Source organism: Flavobacterium sp. LMO6 (assembly GCF_009495795.1).
Lineage (GTDB): Bacteria > Bacteroidota > Bacteroidia > Flavobacteriales > Flavobacteriaceae > Flavobacterium.
Map to the genome: position 1 here is coordinate 121266 of NZ_WIBH01000004.1, position 16279 is coordinate 137544.

Genomic DNA, 16279 nt, shown 5'->3' on the forward strand with positions numbered 1-16279 from the left:
TTATTAATCAATTTTTCTTCTTTCAAACCATTTTGCACTAAGATTTAATCCAATGCTTAAATTAAAATAGTTTTCTTCAATTAATCCGTTTGTTGTGGTTCCTCTTTTTCCAAATTCAAAACCTAAATCAACTTTAGAAAAACCTAGTGGTACACCTAAACCAAAATTCATGCCATAGTCTTTTATGCTTTCATTATTTATAACTAAACCTGTGTTTTCGTATTTGAAACCAGCTCTATAAACAATTCGTGCAAGGTAATTTGTAAAAGAATCATATTTTGGAATGTAATATCCGCCTAAAGCAAATCGTGTTGAATTTTCAAACGATACATTGGTGTTTTCAGCAAATCTATTAACTAAGTTTTTGTTTTGAGTAAAAGTAAGCTCAGTTCCTATTAACCATTTTTTATTTTCACCTAAACCTAAGCCTAAGCTTAATCGGCTTGGCATGATTAATTTTTTATTTGGTAAAGTAATATCTTCACTATCACTAGATAATTCTGTTCCAGAAGTTGTGTAAATAACAGTGGCTATGTTTCTAGAATTATCAGTACTTAATTTACCTTCAGTTGAATAAGTTAGGCTCGATTGTAGTGTTAATTTAGAATCTATTTTGGTGTTGTAAAGTAATCCTAAGTTAAATGAAACACCACTTAACTGAGTTATGTTTCTTTCGCGTGTTGAGTATTGTGTGAAATCTGGAGATAAAACTCTTTCGGTAAATTCATTAGTAAAATCACCAAAATGGTAAGCAATATCTGCACCAAAGCTAAAATTTTCATTAAAGGTATAAGAACTTCCTACGAATACTTTGTTGATAAATCCATTTCCTTGAGATTTGTAGTATCTTGTGTCTTCTGTAGTTTCAACCGTGTTTTCATTTCTATATCCAACGGCAGAATACGGCATTAATCCAAATGCTACTCCAAATTTACCTAAAGGCAATCCTATTGCTAGATAGTCAAAACTTGTTCTTTGCGCTTTTTCTGAAGCAACATCTGTGTTGAATTTTGTTGAAGAATTAGTTCCTCCAACTGCAAATGTTGTTAATTTTAATTTTGAATATGAAGCCGGATTCATTAGGCTTAGCTGAATACTATCTCCAGTTATTGCTAATCCTCCCATTGATTTAGAATCTTGTGTCCCTCTAAATTTTACTTCTCCTAATCCGTAAAAAGAATATGGTGATGCGGTATTGTCCTGACTCCAAGAAGCTATTGATACAAAAATACTAGCAAATACTATAAGTTTTTTAATCATTTTCATTTATGTATAGTGATAATAAGTTCAAACTTTCCAATAAGAAATTTGAATTGGCAAATATGGTGCTTTTTAATCTTTTAGCCAAAAAATCTGCATCTCCTCCTGTTAAAATTATTGTTAAATCTTGATTTTTAAGAGAATATTGTGAAATAAACCCTTCAATTTCAAAACATACACCATTAATTACACCACTATTAATTGAATTTTCGGTTGAATTTCCTGTTAAGTAATCAATTTCTTTTTTTTCTAAAAGTGGGAGTTTCGCTGTATAATCATTTAAACTTTTATACCTTGTTTTTATTCCTGGGGAAATAGCTCCTCCTAAATACTGGTTTTTATTGTCTACAAAGTCATAGGTAATACAAGTACCAGCATCAATTATTAATCTATTCTTGTTAGGATGTAAAAGTGTTGCACCAGCCGCTAATACCATGCGATCTATTCCTAATGTCTGCGGAGTTGCATATAAATTGGTAAAAGGAAATTTTGTTTTATGACTAATTTCTTCCGTTGGAAATCGGTTTTTTATAAAATGTAAAGTGTCTTCATCAAGTTTTCCTACCGAAGAAAGTATGATTTTTTTGATATTTGAATATTTTTCAAAAATATTTTCAAAGTTTTTTAAAGCATTTTTTGTCTCAAAAATGAAAAGCTCAATTTTCTTATTGTATTCAAATACAGCAACTTTAATTCTTGAATTTCCAACATCTATTGTTAAAAGCATGGTTTTGTTTTTGGAATTGCAAATATACAAATTGATTTTTTTTATTATTTGTTTTGGAAAATATAAAAATCGTTATATATTTGCACCCGCAATCAACAAGCAGTAATGCTCTAAATTGTTAAGGTACCTTAGCTCAGATGGTAGAGCAATGGACTGAAAATCCATGTGTCCCTGGTTCGATCCCTGGAGGTACCACTTAAATCCCGACATTGTCGGGATTTTTTGTTTTTAATAGGTTTTAAAATTATAAAACCATTTCTTCATAAGAAAAGATAGTTGGGTAACCTTTGTTTATAAAATAATTCGTTGGATTTTCTTTTGAAATAACCATTACAAAATCACCTCCCCAAGCGCCAAGACTTTTTACAACCCCTTTGAAATCTGGAAACAATTTTTCTTTAACTGTTTTGGTTTCTAATACATCGCTCATTATAATTTCATGTTGTTCCATTAGTTTAGCAAATTCTTTCCCTTCTGCAGAATCTATGGCTTGATATGTTATGGTGTTGATTTTTGAAATTATTTTAGTGGTTTTATGGCGTTGTGTTAAATAATTTGAAATCGCAGATTTACTACTTTGCTTTTGATTTAAATATACAAAATGAATATTTTCTTTAAATTTAGGATCAAAGTGTACGGTTTTAAAATGGGGTATTTCGTTTTCTAATTGGTAAATTATTGGCAAATTAGTTTGTGCACAGGCGATGTCATAACCACTACCACCAAAACTTTTGGTAAGTAATTCAAATGCGTTAATTTGCAGCCATTGTCCTATGTTGTTTATTAAAGTGGAAGAAGTGCCCAAACCCCATGCTCTAGGAAAACTTAAATGAGTTTCAACTTTATACCCTTCTTCATTTAAAAAGTTAGGATTTTGCAAATAAGCTTGATGTAAAATTTCTATTAAGGTATTTTTTACGCCCTCGTTTTTGTCTGTTATTTTTTCTTTTATAGAATCAAAAGAAATAGTGTCTTGAAACCAAATGCTTTTATCAGCATCAAAACTAACCCATTCTATTTGCTTATTGGTTCCTTCTTTTACAATAAGATTTTGGCCAAAACGTGTTGGTATGGCTAATGCTTTTGCGCCATCAAGTAAAACATATTCACCTGTAAGTAATAATTTTCCGTTACTATAAAACGTTTGATTTTGCATCATTTTGTAAGTGTCAATTACGCTCTTATTTTTTCTAAATAATCAATTACTAAGCTATGAGTTACGGTAGTATCTTTAAAATAAGCCACAACTTTTTGTTTTTCTTCTTTAGTAGCTTGATGTTGATTTAAGATATTCATCAAATGCATTTTCATATGTCCTTGCTGAATTCCAGTTGTGGTTAACGAACGCAATGCTGCAAAATTTTGGGCTAAGCCAGCTGCTGCAACTATTTGCATTAATTCTTCGGCAGAAGGATTTTGTAATAATTCCATTGAGAATTTCACTAACGGATGTAATGATGTTAAGCCACCTACAGTTCCAAGCGCTAAAGGAACATCCATCCAAAAAGTAAAAATGCCGTTTTCTATTTTAACGTGTGATAAACTTGAATATTGCCCTGATCTACTTGCGTATGCATGAACACCCGCTTCTACTGCTCTAAAATCATTTCCAGTTGCTACAACTACAGCGTCAATGCCGTTCATGATGCCTTTGTTGTGTGTAACCGCACGATAGGGTTCTATTTCTGCAATTTTAACTGCTGTTGCAAATTTTTGAGCAAATTCAGTTGAATCTATAGTTGTTGATTCTGAAAGCTGTTCAATTGGACAAGAAACTTCCGCTCGTACCAAACAATTAGGAACATAATTACTTAAAATACTCATGATAATTTGAACGTTTTTTTCTTCTGGTAAAAATCCGTCAAACTCATTTGCTTGCGATTCTAAAGTTTTAGCAAATTGTTCCAAACACGTATTAATAAAATTAGCTCCCATACTGTCTTTTGTGTTAAAAGTAGCATGTAATTGGTAATAGTTTGGAACTTCAGCTGTCTTGTCGCGCAGTTCAATATTTAAAATACCACCACCACGTTTTTGCATGTTTTTGGTAATTTCTGCAGTATCTAAAAAGAATTGCGGTTTTATTTGATTAAAAAAACTGTTTAATTTTTCTGATGTACCTTGGAATATAAAATGAACTTGACCAATTTTTTCGGTATTAATAATAGTGGTTTTAAAACCTCCACGTTCTCCCCAAAATTTTGCAGCTTTAGAAGCTGCGGCCACCACAGAACTTTCTTCAATAGCCATAGGTAGGGTGTAGTCTTTTTCGTTAATTATGAAATTTGGCGCTACACCATAAGGTAAATAGAAATTGGTAAGTGTGTTTTCGATGAATTCATCATGAAGTTTTTGCAAATTTTCATCAGAATTCCAATATTTGGTAAGACTGTCTTTTGCCTCATTTGGATTTGAAAAATAAGTGCTTGTTATCCAATTTATTTTTTCTTCTTTAGAAAGTTTAGAAAATCCTTTTATATTTTGATTCATATTTTATCAATAAACAACAAAGATAATAAATTTGAGATTATATGGATTTGAATAAATACAGTTAAAATTATGGTTATTTCATATATTTTCACTAAAATTGGTGTTTTTTAGAAATTAATTCTCATGAAAAAATATGTAATTACGCTATTATTTATCGTAGCGAGCTCATTATCAGTTAATGCCCAACAAAAAATCACTTTAGAAGAAATTTGGGGTGGAGCCTTCCGAACTAAAGGAATGGACGAATTAAACGCAATGAAGAACACCAACCAATACACGGTGTTAAATTTTGATAGAGCAACTAAAAGTTATCAAATAGATTTGTATGATTTTGCTACTTTAGAAAAAGTAAGTACTTTGTTTGATACCAAAAACCACAAGGAAATTTCTGCCATAGATAGTTATTCATTTGATCAAAATGAAAAGAAACTTCTTATTGCTTCTAACTCAAATCAAATTTTTCGTCATTCATTTACTGCTGATTTTTTTGTGTATGATATCGCTTCAAAACAAGTAAGTAAATTTACAAGCAATCAAATTCAAGAACCTACTTTTTCTGCAGATGGAACTAAAATTTGTTATGCTTTTGAAAATAATTTATATGTGCATGATATTATTTCTAGCGCTACCATTCAAATAACGCAAGACGGAAAGAAAAATCACATTATTAATGGTATTACAGATTGGGTATATGAAGAAGAATTTGCTTTTGTAAAAGCTTACGATTGGAATGTTACTGGAACAAAAGTGGCCTATATTAAATTTGATGAAACTGAGGTGCCTGAGTTTTCTATGGACATGTATAATGAAGGTTTGTATCCAACACAAACGGTTTTCAAGTATCCAAAAGCGGGTGAAAAAAACGCAATCGTTTCTTTACATATTTTCGATTTAAAATCGGGAACTACCAAGAAAATCAACTTAGGAGATTATAAAGATTTTTATATCCCAAGAATCAAATGGACTAATGACGCTGCCACTTTAAGTGTTCAGGTAATGAATCGCCATCAGAACAATTTAGACTTACATTTTGTAGATGCCAATTCAGGTGTAACTAAAATTGTTTTAAACGAAAAAGACGCTGCTTATGTTGATGTAACAGATAACTTAACGTTTTTAAAAGACAACAGTTTTATTTGGACTTCTGAAAAAGACGGATTTAATCATATTTATCATTATGATAAATCAGGAAAACTAAAAAAACAAATTACCAAAGGAAATTGGGAAGTAACTGCATATTATGGATTTGATGAAAAAGCAGGAACTGTTTATTATCAATCTGTAGAAAATGGTTCAATAAATAGAGATGTTTATGCTATTAAAATTGATGGAAAATCAAAAACAAGATTATCATCAAAAACCGGAACAAACTCAGCTACATTTAGCCCTAACTTCCAATTTTTTATAAACACCTATTCAAGTGCAACTTCCGCACCTATGTATACTTTAAATGATTCAAAAGCAGGAGCGGTTGTTAAAACAATTGTTTCTAACGAAGCGGTTGAAACTAAATTGGCAAAATATGATGTTACTCCAAAAGAGTTCTTCGTGTTGACTACAGAAAAAGGCCACCAATTAAATGCTTGGATGATTAAGCCAAAAAACTTTGATGCTTCAAAAAAATATCCAGTTTTTATGTTTCAATATTCAGGACCAGGATCACAGCAAGTAGCAAATCAATGGAATGGGATTAATGATTTTTGGTTTATGATGTTAGCGCAACAAGGATATATTGTAGCTTGTGTTGATGGAAGAGGTACAGGTTTTAAAGGTGCAGCTTTTAAAAAATGCACGCAAAAAGAATTAGGAAAATACGAAGTTGAAGATCAAATAGATGCTGCAAAAGTAATTGGAAAATACAATTATGTTGATGCGTCAAGAATTGGAATCTTTGGTTGGAGTTATGGCGGATTTATGTCTTCTAACTGTTTATTTCAAGGAGCAGATGTGTTTAAAATGGCAATTGCAGTGGCGCCAGTTACTTCATGGAGATATTATGATAGCATTTACACAGAACGTTACATGCAAACACCACAAGAAAACGCAAGTGGATATGATAATAACTCACCAATAAATCATGTAAGCAAATTAAAAGGTAACTTTTTATTAGTTCATGGAACTGCCGATGATAACGTTCACGTACAAAACACTATGAAAATGGTGGAAGCCTTGGTTCAGGCGAACAAGCAGTTCGATTGGGCTATTTATCCTGATAAAAATCACGGAATTTACGGTGGAAAAACACGCTTACAATTGTACACAAAAATGACAAATTTTATTAAAGAAAAATTATAATAAACCAAACTAAAACTAATTTAAATGAGCGAAGTAGTAGTAAAACAAGGACATCCAAAAGGGCTTTGGGTATTATTTGGAACTGAAATGTGGGAGCGTTTTAATTTCTATGGAATGCGTGCAATATTAACGTTATTCATGGTAAATGCTTTAATGATGAAAGAGGCCGATGCTTCCATAATCTATGGAGGATTTCTTGGGCTTTGTTATTTAACTCCAATGTTAGGTGGTTTTATAGCAGATAGATTCTTCGGAAACAGAAACTGTATCATGTTAGGTGGTTTAATGATGGCTGCCGGACAATTTTTGTTATTCTTTAGTGCAAGTGTATTTGGGTCTAATTTGTCTTTGGCAAATACATTACTTTGGTCAGCATTAGGGATTATCATTTTTGGAAATGGGTTCTTCAAACCAAATATTTCTTCAATGGTAGGGAGTTTATATCCTAAACAAGAAAAAAACAAATTAGACACTGCTTTTACAATTTTTTATATGGGAATTAACTTAGGAGCTTTCCTAGGTCAATTAATTTGTCCAATAATTGGTGACGTAAAAGATGCTGGAGGAATTAGAGATATTCATGCTTTTAAATGGGGATTTTTAGCAGCTGCTATTGCAATGTTAATTGGTACTGCTGTTTTCTATTTTTTAAAAAATAAATACGTAGTAACTCCGGAAGGCAGACCGATTGGTGGATTACCATCTAAAAATGATGCCTCAGATTTTGAAGAAGGAGAATCTCAAAAAGCAGTATTTTCTCAAACTGCTTTAATTGGAGCTGTTGCTGCATTCGTTGGTTTAGGTTTTCTTTTTCATTTTGCTTTTGGGCAAAATATTATTTATTCAGTAATTTATGCCAGTGGTTTAGCTTTGGCAGGACTAATTATTTCTGATTCTTCTCTAACTAAAATTGAAAGAGATAGAATTTTAGTTATATACATTGTTGCGTTCTTCGTAATTTTCTTTTGGGCTGCTTTTGAACAAGCAGGCTCTTCTTTAACTTTTATTGCAGACAACCAAACAGATAGAAATTTCTTTGGATGGAATATGCCTCCTTCTATGGTGCAAATTTTTAATGGTTTATTCGTTGTTATGTTTGCAGTTCCCTTCAGTATGCTTTGGGATAAATTAAGAGCAAACGGAAAAGAACCAATTTCGCCAGTAAAGCAAGCATTTGGTTTGGCTTTAATTGCATTGAGTTATTTTATTATTGCACACAATGTAAAAGATTTAGGAAATAACGGATTGTTAGCTATTCAGTGGTTAATTTTACTTTATTTAATTCAAACTTGTGCCGAGTTATGTTTATCTCCTATTGGCTTATCATTAGTTGGTAAATTATCTCCAAAACGTTTCGCATCTTTGCTTTATGGGGTATTCTTTTTATCAAATGCAGCTGGTTATGCTTTAGCAGGAACGTTAGGTTCAATTTTACCGGCAACGGGAGATAAATTTAATAAAGCAACAGAAATGGGTATCGATTTACAAGCTGTTTTAGACAAAAAAGTAGTTCCAACTGCTGAACAATTAGCTTTGTTAGATGAAAATCAAATTAGTGCTGTTAATCCTGTTTTTGCTGGATTTGAAATCACAAGTTTGTTTGAGTTTTTCATGGTATTCGTAATTTTATGTGGTTTAGCAGCTGTTATTTTATTCGCTTTAACACCAAAATTGAAAAAAATGATGCATGGCGTTAGATAATATATTTTAAAAATATTTTTTATATCTTTCAAACCTACAAGAAACCCTTGTAGGTTTGTTTTTTTTAATACAATAAATTATGTGGAAAAGTCATCCTAAAGCATTGCCTTACTTGTTTTTATCTGAAATGTGGGAGCGTTTCGGTTATTATTTAATGATTGGTATATTTACCTTATATCTTAAAGATGTTGAAGCTGGATTCGCTATGACCGAGAAAGAAGCGTCTGATTTATACGGAACTTTTATCGCATTGGTCTTCCTAACTCCTTTTATTGGTGGTTTAGTTGCTGATAGATATTGGGGCTACAAAAAATCAATCGTTATAGGTGGTTTAATGATGGGAGCCGGTTATTTCATGATGGGAATTCATGATATTACGATGCTATACATTGCTATGACATTAGTTATTGTAGGTAACGGATTTTTCAAACCAAATATCTCAACACTTTTAGGTAATTTCTATTCTGAAGATAAATTTAAAGACAAAAAAGACGAAGGTTACAATATTTTCTACATGGGAATTAATGTTGGAGCGTTCATTTGTAACTTCTTTGGTGCGGCTTTACAAATTTTATTAGGTTGGCAATATGCTTTCATGGCGGCTGGAGTTGGAATGTTCATCGGTGTTATTGTTTTCTTATTAGGAACAAAACACTATGGCACTCAAACCGAGAAAAAAGGAGTGCAACCTGGCGACATGCCTTTCTGGAAAATTGTAATGTTTATTTTAGTACCATCAGCAGTTTTTGGAGTTATTGGTTGGTTATTAAAAGGAGTAACGTCTGAGGCAAATCCAAACGGTTATATTTTTGGTTCGGATAGTACAGATGCCTTTATTTTTGCCTGTATTCCAGTAATTTTCTTCTACGGAAGTTTGTACTTCAAAGCTAAAGTGGAAGACAAAAGACCAATCGGAGCTTTATTAACCATTTTCGCAGTGGTAATTTTATTTTGGGGTGTTTTCAAATTGAATGGTTCAGCATTAAACACTTGGGCAGATCGTTATACAGATAGAGAAATCACAGGAACCACTCAAACGGTTTTTAATGGATTGAAACTAGCCAAAGAAGTAGAATACAAAAAAGACACAGTTGAATTATACGATGCCAGTTTCCGTATTCAAAAAGTAAATGGAGAAGTTCAAAAAACTGTAGATTATCCTGTTTATTTTAGAAATGTAGCAAAAGATAAATTACCTGAAGAAGGTTCAAAAGTATCGCTTTGGGCAACCAATTTAAGTCAGTCTATCAATCCAGGTTGGGTAATTATTTTAACGCCTTTAGTTGTGGCTTTCTTTACATTTTTAAGAAGTAGAAAGAAAGAACCTTCAACACCAACAAAAATCGCTTTCGGATTATTAATCTCGGCTTTGTCGGTTTTAGTAATGATTGCTGCGGTAAATATGGGTGCAAATGGTTCTGAAAAAGTAAGTGTTTGGTGGTTAGTAGCCAATTACGGAGTTATCACAATCGGAGAGTTATTCTTAAGTCCGATGGGATTATCAGTGGTTTCTAAATTGAGTCCAACGAACATTACTTCATTAATGATGGGTGGTTGGTTTTTATCCACTTCAATCGGAAATAAACTAAGCGGTGTGTTAGCAAGTCTTTGGGATACGTATGACAACAAACAAGATTTCTTTTGGATTAACTTCGGATTATTAATGTTTGCTACAATGTTGATGTTCATTTTATTGAAACAACTAAACAAAGTAATGCAAGAAAAAGGAATTCACTAAGATGCAAACAATAGAAGAAATTCAGAATTTTAAAGGAAAATATCCAAAACAGCTTTGGTATTTATTCTTTAGCGAAATGTGGGAGCGTTTCTGCTTCTACGGAATGCGAGGAATGCTTTATTTTTATATGGTTCACCATTTGTTAATGGACAAAGAAACAGCTAATCTTCAATACGGAGCAACTCAAGCTTGGGTGTATGCTTTTACATTTATTGGAGGTTTATTTGCTGATAAAATATTTGGATTTAGAAAGTCTTTATTTTGGGGTGGATTATTAATGATTGTTGGAAGTTTAATTTTAGCAATCGATCCTAAATCATTGTTTTTTGTTGGAGTGAGTTTTACCATTGTAGGTACTGGTTTTTTTAAACCAAATATTTCATCAATGGTTGGTAAGCTATACAGAGAAGGAGATTCAAGGACAGATGCTGGATTTTCATTATTTTATGCAGGTGTTAATTTAGGTGCTTTAATTGGCGGTTACGTTTGTATAGCTATTGGAAAAAGAGAAATGTTATCTTATATCATACCTGAAGGATTAGAATGGAATATTGCTTTTGGATTAGCAGCCGTTGTTATGGTTATTAGTTTGTTGACTTTTACACAAACTCAGAAAAATTTAGGAAATATTGGTTTGTCGCCTTTGCAACATATTGAATCTGGTAAAAGGAAAATTTATGAATGGGCTACTTATTTAGGCTCTATTTTGATTATTCCAATAATAATTGTAATGGTTTCTAATACAGAATATACAGATTATTTTATGTATACCATTGGGCCATTTTCATTACTATATTTAGCTTATGAAATGCGAGGGTTCTCAATAGCTGAAAATAAAAAATTAATTGCAGCAGTAATTTTTATGCTGTTTTCAATTGTTTTTTGGGCGTTTTTTGAGCAAAGTGGAGGTTCGTTAAGTGATTTTGCTGCCGAAAATCTAAATAATACAGTTTTGGGAATTACTCTAGATCCTAATGGTGTAAACAACTCAGCTAATTCATTCTTTGTAATTGCTTTTGCAGCATTAGTGGGTATGGTTTGGCTTTGGATGGCAAAGAAAAAAATTGAACCTAATACCATTATTAAATTTGGACTAGCTTTTCTATTTTTAGCAGGAGGTTTTTGGGTGTTTTATTATACCAAGTTCTTTGCAGGTCCAGATGGAAAAACTTCATTAGATTTATTTACATTCGGATGGTTTGTTATCACATTCGGAGAGTTATGTTTATCACCAATTGGTATGAGTGCAATGACTAAATTATCGCCCCAAAAAACACAAGCAGTTATTATGGGAATGTGGTTTTTAGCAAGTGCATATGGTCAATATTTTGCAGGTTTATTAGGTGCAAATATTGCAAGTGCGTCTAAAAATATGACAAATTTAGAAAAGTTAAATACTTATGCAGATGGCTACGAACAATTAGCTATTTATGCCTTAATCGCAGGAGTAGTTTTAATCGCAATTTCACCAATAGTTAGAAAATTAATGCAAGAAGTTAAGTAACTAACATTTTTTGGCATTCATTTTGCTTAATTTTGTTTTATTAAATTTTAAAATATGAAAAAAATAATAATTTTTGCTTTTATAGTATTGTCAAGTATAACAATACAAGCGCAAGACGGTTTAACTTGGCATACCGATATGTCTAAGGCATCTGAAATTTCAATGAAAGAAAACAAACCTATGTTTTTGTTTTTCACGGGTTCCGATTGGTGTGGATGGTGTATTCGTTTACAAAAAGAAGTTTTCAAAACACCAGAATTTATTAAATGGGCAAAAGAAAGTGTTGTTTTAGTTGAGTTAGATTTTCCTAGAAAAAACAATCAAACAGATGCTGTAAAAGCTCAAAACGCACAATTACAACAGCAATTGCAGGTTAGAGGATATCCAACAGTTTGGTTTGTTACAGCTACAAAAACTGCCGATGCTAAATTAAATTTAAATGCTTTAGGCAGTTCTGGTTATGTTGCAGGCGGACCTAAAGTATGGCTTGAAGGCGCAAATCAAATCATTAAGAAAAAATAAATATTTTTATTTTAATTTATAAAATCCCTTTTCGGCTATGGCATGAAAAGGGATTTTTTCTTTTCTGCAAGTAGCTTCCCAAAGTTTAACAGTGTTTTTATAATTGCTTTTGTCTGCCACAATTAATTTGGGTTTTATTTCTTGAATTAATCGGATAAGATTAATCTTTGGATTTTGAGTTAATACTACAATTTCTGGATGTAATGATGTTTTGTAAATTCCAACACTATCGATAACTAAAATTCTTTTGTTGTTAAATGAAAGCGTATTTTGAATTGGAAAAATGCGTAACGAATCAGAAAAAGTGCCTCTTACATAATGATTTAAAGTGGTGTTATGGTTTTCAGGAACATCGCTATATGCTATAACAGAATGGTTATTCTTTATTCCGATAAGTGTCGTTTTTTCATTAAAAATCACCAATTCGCTATTGTTATTTTCACTCCATTTTACAATGATGTAGCTCAATTGAAAAAGTAAAATGGTTCCCAAAATATATTTTATGTTTTTGGCTTTTGTGTGATACATCCAATAAATAAAAGCAATAATTACCAAATAAAGCGAAAAAGTAAGCCAACCTGTAAAGGAAATATTCGTAATAATTCCACTTTTAAATTGAGCAATCCAATGAATGTAATCGTTCATTAAATGGATGATAAATGATAATAATTTTCCCAAAAGAATTGCAAAATCAGGAATTACAAAATTGAATAGCAAAATAATAATTCCGCCAACTAAAACAGCTGTTGATAGTGGAATAATTACCAAATTCGCTAATAAAAATAACAAAGGCAATTGATTGAAATAATACAAACTCAATGGCAAAACACCAATTTGTGCTGCTAATGAAACCAAAACAATGTCAGTTAAGTAAATTCCGATTTTGTTTTCGGTAAAATAAAACTTTTTATAAAAAGGTTGAAACAAAACAATGGATAAAACAGCTGCATAACTCAATTGAAAGCCAATATCAAAAATAGCATTTGGTTTTACTAATAAAATTAAAAAAGCGGAAATTGCCAAAGCATTATAAATTGCTTTTGGTTGGTTAAAATAGGTTCCAATACTTATAAAACTGAATAATGTTACTGCTCTAGTTACCGAAGCTGGTAAACCTGTAAGTAAAGCAAACAACCATAAAATGGATAATACAAGTAGCAATTGAATTTCGGCTCCAAATTTTACTCTTTTTAATGGTTTTAATAAGAATACAATAAAGAAATAAATAATGGAGATATGTAATCCAGAAATGGCTAAAATATGTATAACTCCTGCGTTAGAATAATCGGCAATTGTTTCTTTGTCTAATTCCAATCGTTGTCCTAAAATTAGAGCATCGATAATCGCTTTGCTTTTGGGTTCAAAATGATGAATATCAAAACTCTTACTCAAATTATCTCTTAAATTTTCAATATAAAAACCAATTGTTTTATGCGTTTGAATGATTTTAATTTGATTTTCACGGGTATAAACCTGATGAAATACATTTTGCTTTTCTAAATAGTTTGAATAATCAAATTGATACGGATTAAAAGCTTTTGGAATTGGATAAACAGAAGCATTTAACCAAATTTCATCACCTGAGTGAAAGGTGTCTTTGTTTGTTTTTGGAACATAAAGTAATATTTTCCCAGAAGCTATTGAATCATTAAAATGCGAAAGCGAGATGAAATATTTATTATATTTTTCATTTGGTTTCAATGTATTCGTAACGATGGCTCGAATAGAATTGGTTTCTTCAATTGATTTTTTGGAATAATGATTTTTCGAATTCACATCCGAATGGACATAACAAGTTAGCATTCCTAATGTGAAAGCGAGTAGGTAAGTGGTAATTCCAAAACTACTATTCTGAAGTAATACTTTTTTACTTTTCCAGAATATTAAAGAAAAAATTCCGCTAGTAAAAACCAGAATTAAAATTAGGGTAAGAAACGACCATTGCATATAATATTCTGCAATAATTCCTATTGCAAAAATTATGGTAATCGTGAGTAAGGGAAACTTGAATGCTTTCAATTACCTTTGTTTTTGAAGTAGTTTCAGTTTAAGTAAGTTGGAATTTCTTTATCTCAAAAATATAAAAAAATCATTCGATGTTGCTAAATCTAGACAATTATTTTTTTAAAGAATTCACAATTAATTCAGCCGTTTTTTTGCTCGCGCCTTCGCCTCCTAAATTTTGTTTTAGTTGGGCATAATTTTCAAGTAAAACGGTACGACTTTCTGAATTCAAAATTTTTTCTAATTCGATTTTCAAGTTTTTCGTATTCAATTCTTCCTGAATTAATTCTTTAACCACCTCTTTGTCCATTATTAAATTAACTAATGAAATGTATTTTAACGTGATGATTCGTTTTGCAATTTGGTACGAAATATAACTTCCTTTATAGCAAACTACTTCAGGAACATTAAATAAAGCGGTTTCTAAAGTCGCAGTTCCAGAAGTTACCAAAGCGGCATGCGAATGACTTAATAAATCATATGTTTTATTCGAAATAAATTTCACATTTTCATTAGTTAAAAACGTTTGGTAAAATTCATATTCCTGACTTGGAGCACCGGCAATAACAAATTGATAATCAGGAAAGTCTTTCACTACCGAAAGCATAATCGAAAGCATTTTTGATATTTCTTGTTTTCTGCTTCCCGGTAATAAAGCAATAATGGGTTTGTCTGATAATTGGTTTTCTTTTCTAAAAATTTCATCCGAAACTTCTGTTCTATTAGCAATAGCATCAATTAACGGATGTCCTACAAAATGAACTGGGAAACTGTGTTTTTTCTCGTAAAAATCTTTTTCAAACGGAAGAATGACATACATATAATCTACATCGCGTTTAATGGCTTTTATTCTATTTTCTTTCCAAGCCCAAATTTGAGGTGAAATATAATAATGTGTTGGAATATTTCGCTCTTTTGCCCATGTTGCAATTCGCATGTTAAAACCAGGATAATCTATAAAAATTATGGCATCTGGCTGAAAGGTTTCAATGTCTTTTTTACAAATTTTGATGTTGTTCAAAATCGTTTTTAAGTTCATAATAACTTCAATAAAACCCATAAACGCTAATTCACGATAGTGTTTTACTAAAGTTCCGCCTACGTTTTGCATTAAATCGCCACCCCAAAAACGAATTTCTGCTGTTGGGTCTTTTTCATACAATGCTTTCATCAAATTTGAACCATGTAAATCGCCTGAAGCTTCTCCTGCTATGATGTAATATTTCATAAATTAGTCTTTATAAATCCCAAGAATTTAATTGTTGCATTGCATGATGTGCTGTTAAATCAAATTGCACGGGAACAATTGAAATATATCCATTTTCTAACGCCCATTCATCGGTGTCTGTTCCTTTGTCTAAATTAACAAATTTTCCAGTTAACCAATAGTAATCTTTTCCATGCGGATTGGTTCTTTTATCAAATTCTTCTTGCCACATAGCTTTCGCTTGTCGGCAAATTTTAGTTCCTTTTATGTCTTCTTTTGCTAATTTAGGAAAGTTTACATTTAAAATAACTCCTTCTGGTAATCCGTTTTTTAAAACTTCCGAGGCTATTTTTTTAATATGACTTTTAATAGGTTCAAAATTGGCATCCCAACTATAATCTAACAACGAAAATCCAATAGCGGGAATTCCTTCTATTCCGGCTTCAACTGCAGCACTCATAGTTCCAGAATAGATTACATTTATAGAAGAATTAGATCCGTGATTAACACCTGAAACACACAAATCTGGTTTTCTTTTCAGAATTTCATGTACTGCAATTTTAACACAATCTACCGGTGTTCCGCTACAGCTATATTCTTTTTCAACTTCATTGTCAATTTGTACTTTTGTAAGCTTCAGAGTGTCGTTTATGGTTATGGCATGTCCCATGGCACTTTGAGGACTGTCTGGAGCAACAACAACAACCTCGCCCAGTTCTTTCATTACGGATATTAAAGCTCTAATTCCTGGTGCTATTATGCCGTCGTCATTTGTTACAAGTATGAGTGGTCTTGCCATTTTTTGTACTTTTTTTGCTAAATTAAATAATT

The 16279-nt window shown here is 31.6% G+C and carries 12 protein-coding genes and 1 tRNA gene; 6 read left to right on the forward strand and 7 right to left on the reverse strand.

Features of this window, described 5'->3' with window-relative positions; all coding sequences use genetic code 11:
• Nucleotides 1-3: 3 nt before the first annotated feature.
• Nucleotides 4-1260 carry a hypothetical protein gene (locus tag GFJ99_RS05605; RefSeq protein WP_153207889.1) on the reverse strand — a complete coding sequence of 419 codons (1257 nt, stop codon included), beginning with the start codon at nt 1258-1260 and terminating at the stop codon, nt 4-6.
• Nucleotides 1253-1987: a type III pantothenate kinase gene (locus GFJ99_RS05610; protein ID WP_153207890.1), complete on the reverse strand. Its 735-nt coding sequence runs from the start codon at nt 1985-1987 to the stop codon at nt 1253-1255. Before GFJ99_RS05610 ends, GFJ99_RS05605 begins: the two co-directional genes overlap by 8 nt.
• A 122-nt stretch (nt 1988-2109) precedes the next feature.
• On the opposite strand from GFJ99_RS05610, the gene GFJ99_RS05615 reads away from it, so the two are divergent.
• Nucleotides 2110-2182 (forward strand) — tRNA-Phe (locus GFJ99_RS05615).
• A 49-nt stretch (nt 2183-2231) separates the two neighbouring features.
• Here GFJ99_RS05615 and GFJ99_RS05620 read toward each other — a convergent pair.
• A complete protein-coding gene (locus GFJ99_RS05620; RefSeq protein ID WP_153207891.1) occupies nt 2232-3146 on the reverse strand; it encodes a GYDIA family GHMP kinase in 915 nt (304 codons plus the stop codon).
• Nucleotides 3147-3160: 14 nt separating this feature from the next.
• Nucleotides 3161-4477: a hydroxymethylglutaryl-CoA reductase, degradative gene (locus GFJ99_RS05625; RefSeq protein WP_153207892.1), complete on the reverse strand. Its 1317-nt coding sequence runs from the start codon at nt 4475-4477 to the stop codon at nt 3161-3163.
• A gap of 123 nt (nt 4478-4600) precedes the next feature.
• Here GFJ99_RS05625 and GFJ99_RS05630 point away from each other — a divergent pair, with 123 nt between their 5' ends.
• The 5 genes from GFJ99_RS05630 (at nt 4601) to GFJ99_RS05650 (ending at nt 12237) form a co-directional block, all read left to right on the forward strand.
• Nucleotides 4601-6772 (forward strand): S9 family peptidase, encoded by a 2172-nt coding sequence (locus GFJ99_RS05630; RefSeq protein ID WP_153207893.1) that lies wholly within the window; start codon nt 4601-4603, stop codon nt 6770-6772.
• A 24-nt stretch (nt 6773-6796) separates the two neighbouring features.
• Nucleotides 6797-8473 carry a peptide MFS transporter gene (locus GFJ99_RS05635; protein ID WP_153207894.1) on the forward strand — a complete coding sequence of 559 codons (1677 nt, stop codon included), beginning with the start codon at nt 6797-6799 and terminating at the stop codon, nt 8471-8473.
• A 79-nt stretch (nt 8474-8552) separates the two neighbouring features.
• Nucleotides 8553-10211 (forward strand): peptide MFS transporter, encoded by a 1659-nt coding sequence (locus GFJ99_RS05640; RefSeq protein ID WP_153207895.1) that lies wholly within the window; start codon nt 8553-8555, stop codon nt 10209-10211.
• 1 nt (nt 10212) lies between these two features.
• The gene (locus tag GFJ99_RS05645; protein WP_153207896.1) at nt 10213-11715 is read left to right on the forward strand and encodes a peptide MFS transporter; all 1503 of its coding nucleotides are present in this window, start codon (nt 10213-10215) and stop codon (nt 11713-11715) included.
• 54 nt (nt 11716-11769) lie between these two features.
• The gene (locus GFJ99_RS05650; protein ID WP_153207897.1) at nt 11770-12237 is read left to right on the forward strand and encodes a thioredoxin fold domain-containing protein; all 468 of its coding nucleotides are present in this window, start codon (nt 11770-11772) and stop codon (nt 12235-12237) included.
• Between the two features lie 6 nt (nt 12238-12243).
• Here the strand turns inward: GFJ99_RS05650 and GFJ99_RS05655 are convergent, their stop codons facing one another.
• The 3 genes from GFJ99_RS05655 to surE form a co-directional block, all read right to left on the reverse strand.
• Complete coding sequence (locus tag GFJ99_RS05655; RefSeq protein ID WP_153207898.1) at nt 12244-14256, reverse strand: ComEC/Rec2 family competence protein; 2013 nt, start codon at nt 14254-14256, stop codon at nt 12244-12246.
• A gap of 97 nt (nt 14257-14353) precedes the next feature.
• Nucleotides 14354-15469, reverse strand: coding sequence for a lipid-A-disaccharide synthase (gene lpxB, locus GFJ99_RS05660; protein ID WP_153207899.1), 1116 nt, complete (start codon nt 15467-15469; stop codon nt 14354-14356).
• Nucleotides 15470-15479: 10 nt separating this feature from the next.
• Nucleotides 15480-16247: a 5'/3'-nucleotidase SurE gene (surE, locus tag GFJ99_RS05665; protein ID WP_153207900.1), complete on the reverse strand. Its 768-nt coding sequence runs from the start codon at nt 16245-16247 to the stop codon at nt 15480-15482.
• Between the last annotated feature and the right edge of the window lie 32 nt (nt 16248-16279).

Bases quoted from the DNA above. Each gene is read 5' to 3' on its own strand.
- surE (WP_153207900.1), bottom strand. From the start codon at position 16,247: ATGGCAAGACCACTCATACTTGTAACAAATGACGACGGCATAATAGCA.
- GFJ99_RS05645 (WP_153207896.1), top strand. From the start codon at position 10,213: ATGCAAACAATAGAAGAAATTCAGAATTTTAAAGGAAAATATCCAAAA.
- GFJ99_RS05650 (WP_153207897.1), top strand. From the start codon at position 11,770: ATGAAAAAAATAATAATTTTTGCTTTTATAGTATTGTCAAGTATAACA.
- GFJ99_RS05640 (WP_153207895.1), top strand. From the start codon at position 8,553: ATGTGGAAAAGTCATCCTAAAGCATTGCCTTACTTGTTTTTATCTGAA.
- GFJ99_RS05625 (WP_153207892.1), bottom strand. From the start codon at position 4,477: ATGAATCAAAATATAAAAGGATTTTCTAAACTTTCTAAAGAAGAAAAA.
- GFJ99_RS05630 (WP_153207893.1), top strand. From the start codon at position 4,601: ATGAAAAAATATGTAATTACGCTATTATTTATCGTAGCGAGCTCATTA.
- GFJ99_RS05610 (WP_153207890.1), bottom strand. From the start codon at position 1,987: ATGCTTTTAACAATAGATGTTGGAAATTCAAGAATTAAAGTTGCTGTA.
- lpxB (WP_153207899.1), bottom strand. From the start codon at position 15,469: ATGAAATATTACATCATAGCAGGAGAAGCTTCAGGCGATTTACATGGT.
- GFJ99_RS05620 (WP_153207891.1), bottom strand. From the start codon at position 3,146: ATGATGCAAAATCAAACGTTTTATAGTAACGGAAAATTATTACTTACA.
- GFJ99_RS05635 (WP_153207894.1), top strand. From the start codon at position 6,797: ATGAGCGAAGTAGTAGTAAAACAAGGACATCCAAAAGGGCTTTGGGTA.
- GFJ99_RS05605 (WP_153207889.1), bottom strand. From the start codon at position 1,260: ATGATTAAAAAACTTATAGTATTTGCTAGTATTTTTGTATCAATAGCT.